This window comes from Streptomyces sp. NPDC003077 (assembly GCF_040611095.1).
In the GTDB taxonomy this organism is placed as follows: Bacteria; Actinomycetota; Actinomycetes; order Streptomycetales; family Streptomycetaceae; genus Streptomyces.
In genome coordinates this window covers 19,411-38,549 of sequence record NZ_JBEXNM010000022.1, presented here as the reverse complement: position 1 = coordinate 38,549, position 19,139 = coordinate 19,411, and the positions used below count along the sequence as shown (strand labels likewise).

The 19,139-nt window shown below is 68.2% G+C and carries 18 protein-coding genes; 10 read left to right on the top strand and 8 right to left on the bottom strand.

Translation table 11 applies throughout. From position 1 onward, the window contains the following. Positions 1 to 158: 158 nt before the first annotated feature. A complete protein-coding gene (locus ABZX96_RS17130; RefSeq protein ID WP_355544827.1) occupies positions 159 to 800 on the bottom strand; it encodes a MarR family transcriptional regulator in 642 nt (213 codons plus the stop codon). Between the two features lie 120 nt (positions 801 to 920). On the opposite strand from ABZX96_RS17130, the gene gap reads away from it, so the two are divergent. Continuing rightward, positions 921 to 1,925, top strand: coding sequence for a type I glyceraldehyde-3-phosphate dehydrogenase (gene gap / locus ABZX96_RS17125; RefSeq protein ID WP_355544824.1), 1,005 nt, complete (start codon positions 921 to 923; stop codon positions 1,923 to 1,925). Between the two features lie 350 nt (positions 1,926 to 2,275). Here gap and ABZX96_RS17120 read toward each other — a convergent pair whose 3' ends face one another. Beyond that, the gene (locus ABZX96_RS17120; RefSeq protein WP_355544821.1) at positions 2,276 to 2,455 is read right to left on the bottom strand and encodes a hypothetical protein; all 180 of its coding nucleotides are present in this window, start codon (positions 2,453 to 2,455) and stop codon (positions 2,276 to 2,278) included. Positions 2,456 to 2,557: 102 nt separating this feature from the next. Between ABZX96_RS17120 and ABZX96_RS17115 the strand changes: the two genes are divergently transcribed. Next, positions 2,558 to 3,448, top strand: a complete 891-nt coding sequence (locus ABZX96_RS17115) for a DUF2268 domain-containing putative Zn-dependent protease (protein WP_355544819.1) — start codon at positions 2,558 to 2,560, stop codon at positions 3,446 to 3,448. 546 nt (positions 3,449 to 3,994) lie between these two features. Here ABZX96_RS17115 and ABZX96_RS17110 read toward each other — a convergent pair. Beyond that, positions 3,995 to 4,372 (bottom strand): helix-turn-helix domain-containing protein, encoded by a 378-nt coding sequence (locus ABZX96_RS17110; protein ID WP_355544816.1) that lies wholly within the window; start codon positions 4,370 to 4,372, stop codon positions 3,995 to 3,997. Positions 4,373 to 4,590: 218 nt separating this feature from the next. Further along, positions 4,591 to 5,208 carry an AAA family ATPase gene (locus ABZX96_RS17105; protein WP_355544813.1) on the bottom strand — a complete coding sequence of 206 codons (618 nt, stop codon included), beginning with the start codon at positions 5,206 to 5,208 and terminating at the stop codon, positions 4,591 to 4,593. 652 nt (positions 5,209 to 5,860) lie between these two features. Between ABZX96_RS17105 and thrS the strand changes: the two genes are divergently transcribed. Further along, positions 5,861 to 7,162: a threonine--tRNA ligase gene (thrS, locus tag ABZX96_RS17100; protein WP_355544810.1), complete on the top strand. Its 1,302-nt coding sequence runs from the start codon at positions 5,861 to 5,863 to the stop codon at positions 7,160 to 7,162. A gap of 212 nt (positions 7,163 to 7,374) precedes the next feature. After that, positions 7,375 to 8,208, top strand: coding sequence for an NmrA family NAD(P)-binding protein (locus ABZX96_RS17095; protein WP_355544807.1), 834 nt, complete (start codon positions 7,375 to 7,377; stop codon positions 8,206 to 8,208). An 84-nt stretch (positions 8,209 to 8,292) separates the two neighbouring features. On the opposite strand, the gene ABZX96_RS17090 is transcribed toward ABZX96_RS17095, so the two are convergent. Together ABZX96_RS17090 and ABZX96_RS17085 are read right to left on the bottom strand one after the other, a co-directional pair. Beyond that, the gene (locus ABZX96_RS17090; RefSeq protein ID WP_355544804.1) at positions 8,293 to 8,835 is read right to left on the bottom strand and encodes a YrhB domain-containing protein; all 543 of its coding nucleotides are present in this window, start codon (positions 8,833 to 8,835) and stop codon (positions 8,293 to 8,295) included. 59 nt (positions 8,836 to 8,894) lie between these two features. Continuing rightward, the gene (locus ABZX96_RS17085) at positions 8,895 to 9,461 is read right to left on the bottom strand and encodes an SRPBCC domain-containing protein (RefSeq protein ID WP_355544801.1); all 567 of its coding nucleotides are present in this window, start codon (positions 9,459 to 9,461) and stop codon (positions 8,895 to 8,897) included. A gap of 354 nt (positions 9,462 to 9,815) precedes the next feature. On the opposite strand from ABZX96_RS17085, the gene ABZX96_RS17080 reads away from it, so the two are divergent. Further along, positions 9,816 to 10,619 carry an NAD(P)-dependent oxidoreductase gene (locus ABZX96_RS17080; protein WP_355544798.1) on the top strand — a complete coding sequence of 268 codons (804 nt, stop codon included), beginning with the start codon at positions 9,816 to 9,818 and terminating at the stop codon, positions 10,617 to 10,619. 364 nt (positions 10,620 to 10,983) lie between these two features. On the opposite strand, the gene ABZX96_RS17075 is transcribed toward ABZX96_RS17080, so the two are convergent. Continuing rightward, positions 10,984 to 11,364: a hypothetical protein gene (locus ABZX96_RS17075; protein WP_355544795.1), complete on the bottom strand. Its 381-nt coding sequence runs from the start codon at positions 11,362 to 11,364 to the stop codon at positions 10,984 to 10,986. Positions 11,365 to 11,815: 451 nt separating this feature from the next. Then, on the bottom strand, positions 11,816 to 12,526 hold the full coding sequence (locus ABZX96_RS17070; protein WP_355544792.1) for an NAD(P)H-dependent oxidoreductase: 711 nt from the start codon (positions 12,524 to 12,526) through the stop codon (positions 11,816 to 11,818). Positions 12,527 to 12,863: 337 nt separating this feature from the next. Here ABZX96_RS17070 and ABZX96_RS17065 point away from each other — a divergent pair, with 337 nt between their 5' ends. The 5 genes from ABZX96_RS17065 (at position 12,864) to ABZX96_RS17045 (ending at position 19,080) form a co-directional block, all read left to right on the top strand. Continuing rightward, positions 12,864 to 13,739, top strand: a complete 876-nt coding sequence (locus ABZX96_RS17065) for a sigma-70 family RNA polymerase sigma factor (RefSeq protein ID WP_355544789.1) — start codon at positions 12,864 to 12,866, stop codon at positions 13,737 to 13,739. A 630-nt stretch (positions 13,740 to 14,369) separates the two neighbouring features. Continuing rightward, on the top strand, positions 14,370 to 14,801 hold the full coding sequence (locus ABZX96_RS17060) for an RICIN domain-containing protein (RefSeq protein WP_355544786.1): 432 nt from the start codon (positions 14,370 to 14,372) through the stop codon (positions 14,799 to 14,801). Positions 14,802 to 15,414: 613 nt separating this feature from the next. Beyond that, complete coding sequence (locus ABZX96_RS17055; RefSeq protein WP_355544783.1) at positions 15,415 to 15,759, top strand: hypothetical protein; 345 nt, start codon at positions 15,415 to 15,417, stop codon at positions 15,757 to 15,759. Between the two features lie 13 nt (positions 15,760 to 15,772). Further along, entirely contained in the window at positions 15,773 to 17,989 is a 2,217-nt protein-coding gene (locus tag ABZX96_RS17050; protein ID WP_355544780.1) for a hypothetical protein, read from the top strand. Continuing rightward, positions 17,989 to 19,080, top strand: a complete 1,092-nt coding sequence (locus ABZX96_RS17045) for a hypothetical protein (RefSeq protein ID WP_355544777.1) — start codon at positions 17,989 to 17,991, stop codon at positions 19,078 to 19,080. The genes ABZX96_RS17050 and ABZX96_RS17045 overlap by 1 nt, the downstream gene beginning before the upstream one ends. Positions 19,081 to 19,139 lie beyond the last annotated feature (59 nt).

The following is a 19,139-nucleotide window of genomic DNA, read 5'->3' as shown; positions in this document are numbered from 1 at the left end:
CCGGCTTCCGGCGGATGCGATCGGTACGTGAGACGCGCCGCACGGCGAAAGGCGTCTGACAGGGCGGAAGTTGGTACGGGACGGTGGCCAGAGGTCTGGGCTGGGACCTGCGGCGGCGCTATGTGTCCAATGGGTACGGAGGACGGGGCGCCGTCAGGTCATCCTTGCCCCTGCCTCTGCCTCTGCCCCTGCCCCTGCCCCCGCCCGAGTTCCGCGAGGCGGGACAAGGCGGGGAGGGCGTTGGCGAGTGCCTGCCGTTCCTCGGTCGTCAACTGCGCGAGGAGCGGCACCAGGTGGCGCGTCCGGTCGGCGTGGCGGGAGCGGCCGATCCGCCGGCCTGCCTCCGTGATATGGACGAGCACGGCGCGCCCGTCACGAGGGTCGGGGCGCCGCTCCACCAGCCCTTCGCGTTCCAGGCGGGTCACCAACTGGGTGAGGCCGGGCTGGCTGACCTGCTCGGTCTTGGTCAGTTCGGAAAGCCGCATCGGTTTGTCGCTGAACGCGAGGGTGTCCAGGACGGACAGGGTCGTGAACGACCGTTGTTCCAGCACGGGGAGCCGGATGTAGAAGCGGTTGAAGTTTTCGATCGCGGCGGTGAAGGCGTGGGTGTCCAGGTCGTCGTCCGGGGTGGCGTCCGGGCCGTCGTTCGGGCCGTCGTTCGGAGCGGTGTCCGGGCCGTCGTCCGTAGCGGCGTTCGGGGTGCTGTCGCCAGGCCCCCGGCCCAGGCCGTCGAGTCGGGCGTCGTGGCGGGCGTCGAGCTGGGCGTCGTGGCGGGGAGTGCGATTCGAGGTGTCGTCCACCCGAAAAATATATCGCAGATTTATTTAAGTTGCTTATGATGTGGCCCTGGGCGCCGCCCTGTCGCTTCGCGGTGGGGTGCCGGGCGCTCGTGACGCTACGTCAGCGCAAGGGGAGAGCTCATGACTGTTCGTATCGGCATCAACGGCTTCGGGCGGATCGGCCGCAACGTCTTCCGCGCGGCAGTCGACCGGCGCGCGGACCTGGAGATCGTCGCCCTCAACGACCTCGGCGACGTGGCGACCATGGCCCACCTGCTGGCCCACGACTCCGTCCTCGGACGTTTCCCCGAGGAGATCAGCGCGGAGCCCGGCGCCATCCGGGTCGGGGGCACCACCGTCAAGGTCCTGGCCGAGCGCGACCCCGCCGACCTGCCGTGGGGCGACCTGGGCGTGGACGTGGTCATCGAGTCCACCGGCATCTTCACCCAGGCCGCGAAGGCCCGCGCGCACGTCGAGGGTGGCGCGAAGAAGGTCATCATCGCTGCTCCGGCGAGCGGCGAGGACGTCACGATCGTGCTCGGTGTGAACGAGGACGCCTACGATCCGGACCGCCACACGATCATCTCCAACGCCTCCTGCACCACCAACTGCCTCGGTGTACTGGCCAAGGTGCTGCACGACGCCGTGGGGATCGAGTCCGGCATGATGACCACCGTCCACGCCTACACCCAGGACCAGAACCTCCAGGACGCCCCGCACAAAGACCTGCGCCGCGCCCGCGCCGCAGCCCTCAACGTGGTGCCCACGTCCAGCGGAGCCGCGAAGGCCATCGGGCTGGTCCTGCCCGAACTGCAAGGGCGTATGGACGCCTTCGCCCTGCGGGTGCCCGTTCCCACCGGTTCGGTCACCGACCTGACCGTCACCACCGGGCGCCGCACCACCGTGGAAGAGATCAAGGAGATCTATGCCCGGGCCGCCGCCGGTCCGTACAAGGGCCTGCTGTCCTACACCGAGGCGCCCATCGTCAGCACCGACATCGTGGGCGACCCCGCGTCCTGCGTCTTCGACGCCGAACTCACCCGTGTCGTCGGCCCGCAGGTCAAGGTCGTCGGTTGGTACGACAACGAGTGGGGCTACTCGAACCGCCTCATCGACCTTGCCCTGCTGGTCGGTAGCAGTCTTTAACGGAGGGGCCTGGTGGCTGTCCGGTCGGTCGGGTTTCCCCTCCTCCTCGCCTTGCGACCACTTGATGGCCGGTGTGTGGAGTTCGTCGCCGTAGGCCGGTCGGGCTTCGCGGCATCTGTGGTCCTGCCTCGGTGAGCGAGGTGCTCGCCTTCGCCTCCGTGCACTACGGCATCGTCCCTGGCCAGCGGATCGTCTACGCCTTGACGCTGATGGCTGATGGCTGATGGCTGATGGCTGATGGCTGATGGTTGATGGCTGATGGCTGACGGCAGGGGAGGACGGCTGGGAGATCGTCCACGAGCACAGTTCGGTGCCGTTCGACGGGGCTGCGGGGCAGGCGTTGGTGGTCTTCAGCCGTAGTCGGTGGCGGGTGCGGTACGTACGGGGGAGGGCAGGGCAAGGGCGGTGCGCAGGCGGCGAATGCGGCTCGTGTGGCACTGCTCCGCCCTGGCCCGCTCCGTGATCGTCGGTCCCTGTTCCGTGATCGTCGGCGCCTGCCCCGTAATCGTCGGCGCCTGCTCCCTGACCATCGACCTCGGCTCCGTGATCGTCGGCGCTGCTCCGTGATCGTCGGCCTGTGCCAACGCGCGCGGCTTGACCCTCCGGTAACAGGAGGCCCTACGGTCCGAGTCATGAAGATCGTTGTTCATGACACGGCGTCCGCCATGCTCGACCTCCTCCAGCGACCGTTGGAGGAGCGGCCCGACGCCCTGCGAGAGATGCTCGGCCCGCTGCACAGCGCTATGTCCGTGATGGGTGACATCGACCTTGTCGAGGCGCACCAAAGCCTCGGCAGTGGTTTCCGACTCGACCATGACGACCCCCGGTACCTGCCCGCGCTGCGGCAGATGCGGGACGCGGGGGTGTGGAGCCGAATCGAGGACTCCCTCGCCGCCGCGTGGGAGCGGATCAGCGGTGCGGCGCCGGGCATCAAGCACGCCGAGACCGTGCACGTCGTCCTGGTGCTCGGTAATCCGGACGATGACCACCTGATGATCCGGAGCGGTGGCTCCTTCGGTTTGGGCGGGTTTCCGGGCGCGATCCACTTGGTGATGTGGCCGACCGACACGACCCTGAAGACGATCGGCCACGTCGCCGCCCACGAGCTCCACCACAATGTCCGCTACGCGAACGTGGTCTGGGACCCGATGACCGTCACGGTCGGCGAGTACGCCATCGCCGAGGGCTTGGCCGAGGCGTTCGTCCGGGAGCTGGCCGGCGAACAGGCCATGGGGCCGTGGGCCACGGCGCTGGCCGGCGCCGAACTGGACCGCGCCTACGACAAGATCACCGCTGACATCGACGTGACCGGAATGCATCGGCTGACCGCGTACGTGCTGGGTGACGCCACCGCGCGGCGCATGGGTCAAGAGCCCGTGGGGTTGCCGGACTTCGCCGGGTACCCGGTCGGACTCCGGATCGTGGACGCCCACCTGGCTGCCTCGGGCCTGACCGCCGCCGCGAGCACCGCCCTGCCGGCACGCGAAATCCTCCGCAACGCGGGCATCCCGACTACTGCGTGACCGCTTCCGGTGCGTCACGCTTGCGAATGGTGGAGCGGCCGGTTCTGATCCGCAGCGCGGGTGTGAGGTTGTGGGGCGTGCGCGGTGGAGCCGACTGTCTGCCGGGCGGTACGACCGGTCCGTCTACCGGGGACGAGTAGCGCGATGGCACGCCGGTTGTGGTGCGGCGGTCGGAGGTATGCCGATCGCGGCACGCCGCGAAGCCTTGTCCCCTCCGTCCTCGCTTTGCAGGCTGGGGGCCGCGAAGCCCCGTCCCCCGTCCCCTCGTCCGCACTTTGCGGGTTACAACGGCACCTTGCCGACCAGGGAGCTCAGGAGCGCGTCCAGGCGGTGTCCAACATCCATGACGCCGTTTTCGCGGGCGCCATTTTCACGGGGATGGATGTGCGGGGACGGATGCGTGGGGATGGGTGCACGAGGACGGATCGGGACTCACGGTGAGCTCCCAGGCCGCCGGTGAGCCGGCCGGCTGACGACCGGCTACCGTCCGGCCGGCTCCGGATCCGGCTCGGGCTTCCGGGCGCGGGGGAGCCGTCCGGCCGGCCCTCAGCTCGCCGCCCGGCCCGCTTCGGTGCGCGCGGCGTCCGGCTGGTAGGTCTCCCCGAGGACGTTGTCCCGTCCCCATATGCCGAGGGGTATCAGGGCCTCGTTGAGGGAGCGGCCTTCAGGGGTCAGCGAGTATTCGACGCGGGGCGGCACCTGGTCATAGGCCCGGCGGTGCACGATGCCGTCCTCTTCCAGCTCACGGAGCTGGGAGGCGAGGACCTTTTCGGTCACTCCCGGAATCAGTCTGCGCAGCTCGCCGAAGCGGGCCGGTCGTTCGCTGAGAGCCCACAGGATGACCACCTTCCACCTCCCACCGATCACGCCCAGTGCGGCGTCGGTACCGCAGTGATACGCCCCCGGCCTCCGTGTGATCGCCATGCTCCACCCCTCCTACCTGCTCGCCGCCTTCGCGGTCACCACTCACGTCGCAGTGTGTGCGAATAGCTTCGAAGGCTGCGAACAGCCTAACCGTCAGCACTGACAACGCCCGGAAACCAGTGCGTTTCCCGCAACAGGCCAGCCTGCGTGCCCATTTCCCGTGATCAGCTTGCGCACCCGGCTTCCTGGGATCCGCCTGTGCGCCCGGCTACCTGGAATCAGCCCGCGTGCTCGGCTTCCTGGGATCCGCCCGTGCGCCCGGTCTCCTGTCCCAGGTGATCGAGGACGAACCGGGCCCGCTCTTCCACCGGGGCGAGCGGGAGGTGCACGACCTCGTACCCGTAGTCGCTGTAGGCGGCGACTTGGGCTTCGTAAGTCCGCACCGCTTCCTCGTAACTCTGCTTCCGCTCGGTGTCCCGCGCGTAGATCTCCGGCCACGGCGGTGCGACGAAGACCCTCCGGTGGTATGGGAACGCCTGCGCCGCCGTGTGCAGATGAGCGGGCACCGGGTGCCCGAGGAGCCGGAGGTAGCCGACGACGTCGACGATGCCGCGGTCGAAGACGACGGGTCCGGAGTGGGCCGATGCGGCACGGTACGAGCGCATGTCCTGGGCGAGCATCAGCTCGGCGAACAGATCCGGGTCGATCCAGGGCAGGGCGCGTCCGGCGATGGCCATCTGGTCCTTGATGACGCTCCGACCGGCTTCGGGCGCGGTGCGGATGCCGCGTTCCGCGAGGCGCTCGACGAGCGTGGTCTTCCCGGCACCGGGGCCGCCCGTTACGACGATGAAGCGGGTGGCGGTGTCGGGGTAGGGGGAGGGGGAGGGGGAGGGCATGGTGGTGCTCCTTTCGTGCGGGGTGCGGGTGCGGGACACAGGACGCGGGGGCATGGGGGCACGGGATGACGTTCCCAAGTCGCCGTCGTGGACGGCCCGCTGGACGGTCGGGCTACACGGACGACGGCCCCACGAACCAGGCCACGACGGCCCCATGAACCAGGCCACGACAGCCCCATGAACCAGGCCACGACAGCCCCATGTACGGCATCACGGCGACAGCGTGCAGATCGCCGGCGTGCCCAGCCACAGCGTCCCGGACGTAACCATGACCGGCGGCAAGGACGCAGACCAGCGCCACCGACCAGCCGCGACCGCGACAGCACAGACCGGCCCTGCGAGAGCTCGCCCCGTCGACCGTCCGGGCCCCGACCACCCTCACCCCACCCCCACTCGAACGTCCAATCAAATCTGGACAACCATCCGCTCACCCCTGCTACCGTGGTCGGCATGAAGCGCGCCGCTATCGCCATGACGACGACGCCGGAGAGTGTCCCGGCGCGCTGAGATCCGTTTGTCTTGATCCGAAGCCCCGGGGCGAGTGCCCCGGGGCTTCGCCGTGCGGTCACTCGCCCGATGACCGATATCCGGTGGCCGGTATCCGATACCTCCGGTACCCGCCACCGATACCGCCGCACGCGAGGAGACCCCGATGCACCGGCACGACAACCGCAAGCACCGGCACGACCACCGCAAGCTCGGCCGCGAGCTGAACCTGTTCGACACCGACCCGCTGATGGGCGCGGGCCTGCCGTACTGGCTGCCCGATGGCGCCGCGGTGCGGCACGCCTTGGAGGAGTACGTCCGCCGAGCGGAGCTCCGGGCGGGCTACCAGCACGTGTATTCCCCGGTGCTGGGCAAACGGGAGCTGTACGAGACCTCCGGACACTGGTCCCATTACAGCGAGGACATGTTCCCCCCGATGGCGCTCGGCGGCGCGGCGGGCCAGGAGAGTCAGGAGGGCCAGGAGAGTCAGGAGGGCGAAGAGGTTGTTCTGCGGCCGAGCCTGTGTCCGCACCACGCGCTGATCTACCGATCCCGTTCGCACAGTTACCGCGAGTTGCCGCTGCGTATGGCCGAGTTGGGCGGCATGTACCGTTCCGAACGCTCCGGCGTCCTCGGCGGGCTGAGCCGCGTACGGGCCATCCAGCTCAACGACGCGCACATCTTCTGCACCCCGGACCAGGCCGCCGAGGAGGCGGGGGCCGCGCTGCGCCTGATCCGTGAGGCGTACCGGGCCCTCGGCATCCGTCCGACCCGTTACCGGCTCTCCCTCCCCGGCGCGGGCGGGAAGTACGTCGCGGACCCGGAGATGTGGCAGCGGGCCGCCGCCCTGCTGACCGAGGTCCTGGAAGAGGCCGGTGTGCCGTACGAGTCGGTGGAGGGCGAGGCGGCGTTCTACGGGCCGAAGATCGACGTCCAGATCGCCGACGGCGCCGGGCGCGAAACCACCCTCTCCACCGTCCAGATCGACTTCCACCAACCGGAGCGGTTCGGCCTGCACTACATCGGTCCCGACGGTGCCAAGCACCGGGCCGTCATGGTGCACCGCAGCGTCATAGGGAGCGTGGAACGCGCGGTCGCGCACCTCATCGAGGTCTACGGCGGCGCGTTCCCCGCCTGGCTGGCGCCCACCCAGCTCGTGGTCCTTCCAATCACCGAGGACGAGCTCCCGCAGGCCGCCGCCTTCGTGGCGCGCGGCGCCGAACGGGGCCTGCGCGTCCGGCTCGTGGGCCCGGAACACGGCACCCTGGGCGCACGGGTGCGCGCCGCCCGGCTCGTCCCCTATCAGGCGGTGATCGGCCCGAAGGAGGCCGTCGATGACCGGGTCGCCCTGCGCCTGCGCGATGGCCGCCGACTGGAGCCGCTGCCCGCCACTGAGGTGCTGGACCGCGTCGGGGCCCTGATCGCGGCGTACCGGACCGAGCTGTGGGAGGGCGACGGTGACGCGTAGCCGGACGGGACGGGGATGCATGATCGGACGGGACGGTGACGCGTAACCGGAAGGGAAGGCGGCGCGCAACCAGACGGGACGGCGACGCATAACCACGAGGAACGGCGGCGCTTAACCACGAGGAACGGCGGCGAGGCCTGACGCACGACCGGAGGGGACGACTCCGCGACGAGGGTTGACCTCAACCGCACTTCAGGTTTTACCGTCCCCGCATGACCAAGATCCTGGTGACCGGCGCGACCGGCACCATCGGCAAGCACATCGTCTCCTCGCTGGCGGCGGCGGGGTCCGAGGTCCGCGCGCTGGTGCGCGACCCGGACACCGCCTCGCTCCCCGCCGGGGTCGAGGCCGTACGCGGCGACCTGTCCGCCCCGGAGACCCTGGAGCCCGCGCTGCGCGGCGTACGGAGCGTGTACCTCATGTGGCCCGGAATCCCGGTCGAACCCGGCGTGGTGGAACGCATCGCCGGCCACGCCGAGCACGTCGTCTACCTGTCGGCCGACGTCACCGACCTCGCCGACGGCGAGCGGCCGACGATCTACCACCAGGAGATCGAGCGCCTGATCCGCGCGTCAGGCCTGCGCTGGACCTTCGTCCGCGCCATCGACTTCGCCACCAACACGCTGGCCTGGGCCGACCAGATCAAGCGCGGAGTCGTCCGCTGGCCCTACGGCCGGGCCGCCCGGTCACTGATCCACGAACGCGACATCGCCGATGTGGCCGTCCACGCCCTGACCACCCCGGGCCACGACAAAGCCAAGTACCTGATCACCGGCCCGGAGGCGATCACCCACGCCGACCAGGTCCGCATCATCGGCGAGGCGATCGGCCGCGAGGTCCGTTGGGAGGACCTGCCACCGGACATCGCCCGCGAACAGCTCACGGCGGCCTGGGGCAACCCGGAATTCGTGGCGGCCCGGCTCAAGGCGTGGGCCGGTTTCGTCGACACGCCGGAACGGGTGACGGACACCGTCGAGCAGCTCCTCGGCCGCCCGGCGCGAACGTTCCGCGCGTGGGCGGAGGAGCATGCGGGGGATTTCCGGTAGAGGACCGGGACGGAATTTCGCGGTTACGGGACTGCTGAGCGCGAGGGCTCTCGTGGCATCGCGAGTGAGGCGTTCGTGCTGGGCTCAATGGGCATGGGGCTGCCCTTCACGGACGGTGTGCACGCTGTGGGCGGCATTTCGCGGCGGTACGAGTTTCCTGGTGACGATGGCCAAAAAGGGAGCGGGTGGAGGGCCGCCGGATTGGAGAGCGGTTACGTAGGCGTGGGCGCCGGCGGACGGGAGCTCCGGGAACCGTGCGCGCAGCAGTCGCGCGGCCGGAACCCGACTGTGGGCCGCCGCGAATTCCCGTATTTCCTCGTGAAGTTCGTCCACCGCTGTCCTCACGGGAAGTTTTCGGATGTGCCTCCGGTAATCCGCCTCCCATTCCCCGGACTTCACGGCTGCATAATTGATCAGGTGGAGGCCGCCGTCCTCGCGGTCTACCAGGTACGGCCCGGTTCCCACGAGCATGTCCATCGGATCTTTCGTGCGCACGTACTTCGCGCTCTGGTAATACACCACCCACGCCAGTTCGTGTTCCTCGACCCATGTGATGACGAGGCGTAGGGATTGGTCACGGTCCAGTTCGTCCCGCACCAGCCGCAAGGCGAATTCACGATCGATCATGTATGCCAGGGTGCCCCGTAACCGAAGAAACGGTCAATTGTTTTCGTCCGCCGTCCCTGCTAAGGCAGGTCGTTGCCGGGCTTCGGCAGGTGCTGGTAGCGGTCCGGTTCCACGACCCTGGACAGACCATTGAGGAGCAGTTGAGTGCTACCCCGTAGATGAGCCACATCTTGGCTGCCGTCCCCGGTGAGGACGAGGTACGCGTACTGTTCGGTCCAATCGAGGCGTGCTCCGGGGCTCTGCGCGGAAAGCTCGATCGTTACGAGTGATACCCAGCGGCGCAGGCCGTCCACATGGGTTTCGTATGAGAAGACGATGCGTTTGTCGGGAACGATGTCGATGAACCGTGACCGGTATTCGAGGTGTTCTTCGATTCCCAGGGATATGAATACGTTGCGGGCGAGTTCGCCCCCGCCGACGCGGAAATCCAACTGGTGTTGGGCGGTTTTTGACGAGCCGGGGAGGCGGAACCAGCGGGTACGCAGCGCTGGTTCGGCGAAGGCCGCGAAGACCTGAGCTGGAGATACAGAGAAGTCAACCGGCAGGGAGAAGGAGCCGTGGACGACTCGCTGGTGTGTTTCTCCCGTTGGGGGACTGCTCACCGGAGTGGCGGACGAGGTATTCATCGCATCCACGCTAACACGGGCCAACTTGCCTCACCCTGCGCTCACTTGGGGAAAGAGGGAAGAGGATGATGCATGCCGGTCCGTTCGGGCGTCACAACGGTGGCGTCGGGTTGCGGCAGGAGTGGGACCCCAGATAGCAGCCGGATGTTCTTGGGAGGAAAGGGGTGGCCTCCGCGCGTGCATAGTCGAGGAATCGGCCATTCAGGGTTTATCCCCGGCCACACCCGCCGCCGACTGCCAGACTCACGGAAATCGACGAGACCCACGACGAGACGCACGACGAGAGCCACGGCGAGACTCACGATGAGATCCACGATGAGACCCGCAAAGCGCAAAGATCCCCAGGGAGGCAGCATGACCCTCGGAACAGTGATCATGACCGGGGCCGCGGGCCGTATCGGTTCCGCCGTCCGCGAGGCGTTGCGGGAGGAGGCCGGGCGGTTGGTGTTGCTCGACCGGGTTCCGCTGCGAGCGCAGGCGCCGAACGAGGAGGTGCGGGCGGTGGATCTGCTGGATGCCAAGGCCGTCGAGGTGGCGCTCGCCGGGGCGGACGCGGTGCTGCATCTCGGCGGGGTGTCGGACGAGGCGCCGCTCCCGGACCTGCTGGAGGGGAACGTCCTGGGCACCCATCACGTGCTCGAAGCCGCCCGGCGGATCGGTGGCGTGCGGGTGGTGCTGGCGAGCAGCAACCGGGTGACGGGTTTCCACCCCGCCGCGCACCACATCGGGCCGCGGGACCCGGTGCGTCCGGACGGCCTGTACGGGGTGAGCAAGGTCGCGGTGGAGGCGCTGGGGCGGTTGTACGCGGACAAGTTCGGGTTGTCCGTGATCTGCCTGCGGATCGGCAGTTTCGAGCGGGAGCCGTCCGAGCCGCGCCACTTGTCGACCTGGCTGAGCCCGCGCGACGCCGTGGGCTACTTCCGTGCCGCACTCGCCGCACCGCCCACCCCCGGCTTCGCCGCCGTGTACGCGGTGTCCGCCAACTCCCGCCGGTTTTGGGAGCTCCCCGAGGCGTCCGTCCTGGACTACACCCCCGTCGACGATGCCGAGGAGTACGCCGCCCGCGTCTCCGGCGCCCCTTTCCCCGCAGATGATTCGACACCGCAGGCCGGCCGGTTCGCCGAGCCGGGATTCACGCTGCGGCACATTCGGCCGTGAGGCTGCGGGGCTGCGGGGCTGCGAGGTCGGGTGGGTGGGCTGGTCCGAGGTCGTATGCCCGTGAGGCTCCGGGGCGCTGCGGCAGTACCGGTGAGCGGGGGCGGGGGGGCCACCGTGACGATGAACCGCACCGACTTCGGGAAGCCGGTGCGGGTAGCCGCTCCGCAGCCGAGCGAGGTCGTCTCCGTACCCGCCCGTGCCGGCGGTCGGCGGTGCCACGACCGGCTGAGGCCGGGCCGCGGCGTTGCGCCCGGGGCCTGCTTGCGCTGCTCTGGTCGGTGTACGCAGGGGTCGCCGAACCTCGGTGTACGCAGGGGTCACCGAAGTTCGGCACGCGCAGGGGGCGCCGAAGCGCTGCTGGGGGTCAGCCGTAATTGAGCCATAGCCACAGGAGTAGCCCTCCAAAGACTATGGCGATGCCGCGTACGATCCCGTTCGGCGACGGAGTGGGGCTGCCGTACAGTCTTTCTTCTTCCACCGCTCTCTTTATCGTCTTGTGGGACGCCACGCAGAAGGTAAGAAACGTCAGCATCATCACGGAATGGATGGACAGTGCCTGTTCGGGGCCGTGGTCCTTCAGCCAGTAATCTCCGCCCAGGTAAAGGATTCCGAGCAAGGGAATGCCGGATATCCGGAGCTTGTACTTCGGTGACGGCATCAGGGGAACACAGACGGCCAAGAACAACGCCGTCGTGATTGCCGCGATGATCCACCAAGTACCTACCGAAAAGTGCGGAGGGTGCACCGTGCTCTCCCTGACCGCTGCGGTGTCCGCACCAGCGGGCGCGGCGCGGGCACCACAGCTCATCCATGCACCGAGGGCCGGCCGACCGAACGGGCCGGTGGCTCGTCGAGCAGGCCGACGAGTCAACCTCGTTGAGCGATTTCTGTGTCTTCGTGCTCAACAACCCTACTGGTCCTGCGCCTGGTGTCGAACATGTATTTGCCTGTTGTTGCTGTGTGGGGTGGTGTTCGGGCGGCAGGCAGGCAGGCAGGCAGGCGGGCAGGCAGACAGGCGGACGGACGGGTGGGCCGGGGTGGTTGGTCGGACGGGGAACGGTCGGAGATTGGACGCTGGCCGGACGGGGAACGGACGGATATTGGATGCTGGTCGGACGGTCGGACGGTGGTCGAGCCGCGACGGAGCAACGGGGACGGGTTTCGGCCCCGAGTCCATCGCGGGCCGGGACCTCACGTCACTGTGACGCCAACGCGATGGCCCCGACCGGCCGGGCGGCCAGTTCCACCACCGCATCCCGCGCCGCCGTCAGCGAATTCGCCGCCACGCCCTGGAATTGAGCCAGCTCCGGTATGTCTCCGGCCCGGGTGAATTCCGCGTGGACGAAGTGCAGGCATTCCTCGTGCACCCCCAAGGCCGTGAAGTACGCGCGAAGGTAAGGCGTGTGGAAGTCGTACGCCGCTCGCGGGCTGCCGGAACGATGGCCCCCGCCACGGGAGACGACCACCACCACCCGCGTACCGCTCAGGAGGCTGTTGCCGGTTTCCAGGTCGGTGAAAGCTCCGGGAAAGGACACGCGGTCGATCCACGCCTTCAGGAAGGCGGGCACCGAAAGGTTGTACATCGGGGCCCCGATCAGCACGGTGTCCGCAGCCATGAGTTCCGTGATCAACGGCAGGGTCAGCGCCCACTCGCGCCGTTCCGCCTGCCCCTCCGTCAGCGCGGCCACCCGGCCCGCCGGGACGACGCCGCGACGCTCCACGCGCACACCGAGATCGACGTACGCCGGTCCGATCGGCGGCACGGGATCGGCGGCCAAGTCCCGGTACCGGTATGCGTCCGGTCCGTGCAGCTCCCGCCAGGTGTCGGCGAACAAGGAGGTCAGTTGCCGGCTGACCGAGTCTCCGGTGTGAGTCGCGCCGGCATCCAGGTGCAGGAGGGATGTCATGAGGAGGTCTCCGATCTGTCGTTGTGGCGTCGTTGCGGTGGTTCGCGGTTGTTGCCGCCGTTTCCACTGCCGCTTCCGTTGTTGTTGCTGCCACTGCCACTGCCGCTGCCGTTGTGGTCGGCGTTGTGGCGGTCACTTCTGGTCGTTCGGACTCGTCATAAACGTGGATGGCCCCATGTGTGCGCACGAGCCCACGGACGGAGCCGAGCTCCCGCGGCCGGTGAACCGGCTCCGTACAAGACCCAGCCCCAACCGGCCCCGGCCCCGTACGCGCCGTGAAGACGCGCCACGAAGGCGCGTCACCAAGGAGACGAAACCCGGCGAGGAAAGGTGACCGATGGACGAACACGACGGTGCGGCGGAACGGTTCGAGGCGCATCGGGAGCGGCTGCGGGCGGTCGCCTATCGGATGCTCGGTTCGCTCAGCGAGGCGGAGGACGCCGTGCAGGAGACCTGGTTGCGGCTCGACCGCGTCGGCATCGGCGGTGTGGAGAACCTGGGCGGCTGGCTGACGACGGTCGTCTCGCGCGTGTGCCTGGACCTGCTGCGCTCCCGCACGTCCCGGCGGGAGGAACCGCTGGACCAGCGACCGTCCGACCGGGCCGGGGACGGCGGTGATCCGGAGGCCGAGGCCCTGCTCGCCGAGTCGGTGGGCCGGGCGCTGCTCGTGGTGCTGGACACGCTGGGGCCCGCCGAGCGGATCGCCTTCGTGCTGCACGACACCTTCGCGGTGCCGTTCGATCAGATCGCGCCCATCGTGGGACGCTCACCGGCCACCACCAAGAAGCTCGCCAGCCGCGCGCGCCTACGGGTGCGCGGTGTGGCCACCGTGCCCGGAACCGTACTCGCCCGCCACCGGCACCTCGTCGACGCCTTCCTCGCCGCGTCGCGGGGCGGCGACCTGGACGCCCTGCTCGCGCTGCTGGCCCCGGACGTCGTACGCCGGGCCGACCGCGCGGCGCTGCCGGCGGGCGCGGCGACGGTGGTCCGCGGCGTGCGGGCCGTGACCGAGGGAGTCATGGCGTTCGGGCGCAGGGCGCAGTACGCCGAACCGGCGCTCGTGAACGGCTCCGTGGGCGCGGTCGTCGCCCCGCGCGGACGGCTGCTCCTGGCCCTCACCTTCACCATCGAGGGCGAGCGGATCACCGGGTACGAAGTGATCGCCGAGCCGGAGCGACTGCGTGGGCTCGTTGTCGGGGTGCTGGACGAGTGAGCTCTCCGGCTTTCTGGAAGCGGCCCCCGTGACCCGATGCCGGACCCACACACGCGCCGGACCCACACACGCGCCGGGTGCACGTACGCGCCGGGTACACGTACGCGCCGGATGCACGCACACGCCGCGACCGCACACGCGCAGACATCGAACGCACGCAGACATCGAACGCACGCAGAGATCGACCACACGCCGCGCCCGCACACCCTCTGAGCCAGCGCACTCCTGCGTCGTCGCACAACGATGAGGACGAGCCTCGGCCAGTCGACGGGGATCGGGATCGGCCCGTCCTGGGGGTGGACGCGGCCCGCCCCGGTTCGTCCGGAATGGCGGGCCGGTCCGCTCCCGCCCGGTGCCGCGCACACGTCTTCCTGGCGTACGCGGCCCGTGGAGGGGCACGGAGGGGAGCGGAGCGCACCGGGCGACGAAGGAGGCAAGTGCTGAACGGGATGCACCCCATGCTCCAGGTGCCTAACAGGCTATAGGTACATGAGCGACAACTGACGCTGTTACGGACCAGCCATAACCAAAGGCTATGTCTCGTCCTGAACCATCCCTTTCGGGGCTCGTGGTGGCCTCTTAGGGTGAGGGCGCTCCTCTTCAGGCACGCTCGTCTCTCTAGGAGGGTTCATGGCACAGCTCCTGCCCAACGGCGTGTACGTCATCAGGAACGCCGCGTTCGAAGACCGGGTCGCCGACCTGAGTGGGGCCAACCCCGAGCCCAACACCCCCATCATCGGCTGGCCCTACCACAAGGGCGACAACCAGCAGTGGGAGCTCCAGTCGACGAACGGCGCGAACCTGTACATCATCAAGAGCAAGATCACCTCGGGGACCAGCTACTTCGCCCTGAGCGACCTCCGGATCTTCCCGCCGCAGATCGCCGGCCAGCCGTACTACGAGAAGTGGTCGATCGAGCCGGTCGGTGAGGGCAAGTACCGGATCCACTTCCCGTACATCGACGGCACCGCCACCCTCCGCGAGGAGAAGGAGGGCACCCAGGTCACCCTGGAGCACTGGCGGGGCGCCAGCCAGCAGATGTGGCGCTTCGACTCCGTCTGATCTCCTCGGCTTCAGGGTTGCCCGGTGCTTCGCGGGCATCGGCAACCCGACCCGGTGACGTCCGCGGGAGTTCCCCAGCGGACGACGGCGAGTCCGTGAACGACGGCGAGTCCGTGAACGACGGCAAGGCCGTGAACGACGGCAAGGCCGTGAACGACGGCAAGGCCGTGAACGACGGCAAGGCCGTGAACGACGGCAAGACGTGAACGACGGCGATGCGGTGAACGACGGGCGCGGCCATGACGACCTTGGGAGGGGCGTGGCCGCGCCCGTTGCTGTGCGCGGACACTTCGTGCCCCTATCGCGCGTCCCCAGGGCGCGGCGGAGGGTTCCGCACCCCCAGGGAACGGCGCAGGGTTCCGCGCCTCCCGCAAACCACCACAGGGAACCAACTGTGGTGCACATGATGCGTTAAGACGCTCCTGCTACTCCTGTGACTCCTGAGCCGCGTGCTGACGTGGCCTGTAGGGTGTCGGGAAGTCATTTCATAGGCCAAAGATCCGCCAAAGATCTGGTGCCTTGGCTGTCACGACATGCATGGGGGAGAAGTGATCAGTACGGACCCGTCCCTGTACAGGGCTGCCACCGGGCGATCGCGTCGGGAGGCGGAGCAGTGAGCGACCTGTTCTCGACGAAGATCGACGACCCGGGCTCGCTGCGGCAGGCCGGAGCGGGAGCCCTGGAACTGGCCGGGGAGCTGAACTCCAAGAAGGAAGGGGCCTGCAGCGCCCTGCACATCGGTGGCATGGGCATGATCGGCGATTCCTGGGGTGGCGAGCTGGGCAACGCCATCTTCGAGGCGAAGGACCGGTGGGCCAAGCAGTCCGACGCGCTGGTGCAGGTCTGCCGCGATCTGCACGCGCAGTGCACCAGCACGGCCGACAACTACACGAAGACCGAGACGGCGAACACCGAGACGATGAACGCCCTCTCCAAGACCCGTTCCCCCTTCGGCTGAGGCGCGCCCGCACATGATCACGTACGAACAGCTTTACAACCTCGACGTCTCCAGCCTGTCCTGGGCGGCCGATCAGTGGGACCAGTACATCACCAAGCTCAAGGCGATGGACGAGGCATGTGACGACAAGGTCGTCAAACCCTTCGACAAGGCCGGGTGGATGAGCTTCGACGGGACCTCTGCCATTGCCCAGGCCCGGGTCGCCGCCGTCAATCAGGAGTTCAGCGACGCCCTGCAGGAGGCCAAGGGCATCCGCGGCGTACTGATGGACGCGCACGACGAGCTGAAGAAGCACCAAAGCGACTTGAAGCGCATCGCCGAGGAGGACGCCAAGCGGGACGGCCTGTTCGTCAGCGCGAAGGGCGAGATCACCCCGCGTCACGACCTGTCCAAGGACCCCGGCGCGGTGCACGACCCGGACGGGCCGGCGGCCATCGCGGATCAGAACCGCAAGGTCGAAGCCCTCAAGGCCCGCCTGGAAAAGGTCCTCAACGAGGCGGCCGAGGCCGACCGGTCCGCCGCCCTCGCGCTGCGCCACAACATCGGCAAGAACGACGGCGACTTCAACGGCAAGGCCGTCACCTCCATCGACGCGGACGAGTCCGCCCGTGCGACCAACCTGCTGAGCAAGTTGGACAAGGACGGGAAACTGTCCCAGCACGACCTCAACGAGCTCGAACGCGTCATGGAGCACAACCAGAACGACCCCGAGTTCAGCCGGATGCTGCTGAACAGTCTCGGCCCGAAAAAGACCCTGGAACTCGCCACCGAACTCGATCACCTCAAAGGCGACGACGACGTTTACGAAGGCAACCGCAAGCAGTACGGGGTCGTCGAACGCGCGCTGGCCAACGGCATCGGCGCGGCCAACCAGGACAAGGGCTTCTCCGAGAGGTGGCGCAAGGACATGCGCGACCTCGGCACCGAACAGATCGGCGACCATCACAAGGGCTCCGATCGCCCCCTGGGCTACCAGGCGCTGGCCGGCCTGCTCAAGCACGGCGACGGCAGCGGCTACCCGGCGCACATGACCATGGGCCTGACCGACGACATGATCGCGGCGGAGAAGAAGGACCCGGGCCTGTGGGACAAGCACAAGCAGGTCGCGGCGGGCGCCGACGTGGACCGCGTCAAGATCAGTGACCCGGTGGACGACATGCTCAACGTCATGAGCAAGGACCCGGACACCGCCACCCGCTACCTCGACCCCAAGACCGACGGGGACCACGACCGGCTGGAATACCTGCTCAAGAAGCGCGACTGGCCGGACCTGGAGGTCCAGGAAACCTTCCGCGGCATGGAGCCGGTGGGGGACGTCAAGCACCTTGACGCCACCAACTCCCGCGCCGGTTTCGGCAACGCCCTGGAAGCCGCTACGACCGGCGCCCAGCCCGGCGCGGAGAAGACCAGGTACGGCGGGCACACCGAGGCGCAGGCCCGGATCATGCACGACACGATCGAGCGCCTGGACGAGGGTGGGAAGGGCGACAAGATCCCCGAGAACATGCAGCGGCCCATGGCTCGCGCGCTGGCGGACTACACGGAGGACACCCACAACATCCTCGCCGGCGGCCACGGGGACACCTACGGCAGCAGGGAGCACGGGCGGGCGGACGCCTGGCACAAGGATGGGGAGGACAAGTACCACATCGGCGTCCCCCACGCCAGCGTGCTCCGCGTCTTGCGCGGAGTGTCCGACGACTCCGAGAACTACGCGCACATCTACGAGGCTGAGCGCTTCTACGCGGCAGAGCAAATGGGCAAATCTCCCGCCACGCCGGGCGGCGCGCACTCGGACTGGGAAACCCCGGCACGCGACGCGGGCAGTGTCCTGGGCGCCTACAACGCCATCGGCGCCGACGTCATTTACGACGAACGGGACACCAAGAAGCAGTGGGCGGATGACACCGCGAAATACGTCTACCACGGTGCGGGAATTCCCCTGACCGCGGTCCCCGTCGTGGGCGACACCGCGCAACGCCTTCTCGACCAGGGCACCTACGACTGGTCCAAAGACGTCAAAGCCACGGCCGACGCGAACGCGGGTGGCGAAGCCGCCTCGAAGAACGCGGCCGGCGTGGACGGTACGCACCAGCTCATCGACCGATGGGCGGCGGTGCGCGGCCAGGACTCGGAGAGCAACACCATCCGCCAGATCAAGCAGGAATCCGAGCAGAGTTACATCACCGGGCGCGTCGGAGCCATGGCGGTCCTGAGATCGGAACACTGATGGGCGCCCGCGGGAGCTGGAAGAACAGCAAGATATTCCGCGTCGGGGCGGCATCGGTGGCCGTTTTGGGGGTGGCGGCGGGCGCCCTCTACTACACCGGGACATTCGAAAGATGGCGGGACGGGAGAGCGGTTTCCCAGGCCTGTGGCGGCATCGTCCCCCAGGGCGAATTGGAGGAGTATCTCGGTGTGGGCCGGCTCACCTCCCGCCAGGCGTGGGAAAGTAACGCCCGGGACGACCGCCGGTGTTCCATTTCCACGCGTGTGGGAGAGGAGAAGGGAAGGTTCGGATGGCTCAAGGTGAATCTTGGTCGAGGCAAGTCGAGCCGGGATCTCTTGACCGACCTCGCCCGCACTGAGAGTTACGCCTTTGGCCCGTTCGTCACCCCTATAGGTAACGGTTGGCGGGGTGTTTTGGGAAATTTCACCACGCCATACAGCGTGGCGACGGTCGTCGTGCGATGTGGTGGTGAGGCGCGCGACGACCTTGCCGTCAACGTACAGGCGATGGCCCGGATGGGAGGCAGCAGCAAGGACACCAGAACACCCGAACAGCGGGCTCGTTTTGCGCGGATTGTCACGCAGACCGCGGCAAACGCCGCCAAGCAGGCTGGATGCGAAGTGCCGTCCGGACGAGACATTAAAACAGTCCCGGATGTCCCGCCCAATGCACCCACACCGGCGGGAAAGGGCACCGGCACCTGTGCAGGGATCAACGCTCCCACCTATGAGACCACCGCCGATCCTCTCGCCCCTATTGAGGACTGCATCATGGCCGATAAGAAGGGCCAAGGTCGCTTCCGGTTGGCTGCCTATTACGGTCCCTTTGTCGAGAAGGGAACGGCGAAAGTCTCGCTGCGCGACTTCGTGTTCACCAAACGCGCGAACGGTACAGAAGGCGCGTATTGGACCTCTACAGCTTGCCCGAAGCAGGGAGGCACCGCTTTTTTCAGCGCCGAGACGCTGCGTGACGGGGACCGGCTCACCGAACCGGATCCCGCCGCCCAGCAAGCCGCTCTGAAGCACTTCGCCGAACGCTCGGCGCGCTCACACGGCTGTACCCTGAACTTCGCCAAGCCGCCGACGAATTGAGCTGATGCCCACCGTGCCGACCCGCCGAATCAGCGGGCCGGTGCGGTGGACCTCGGTAT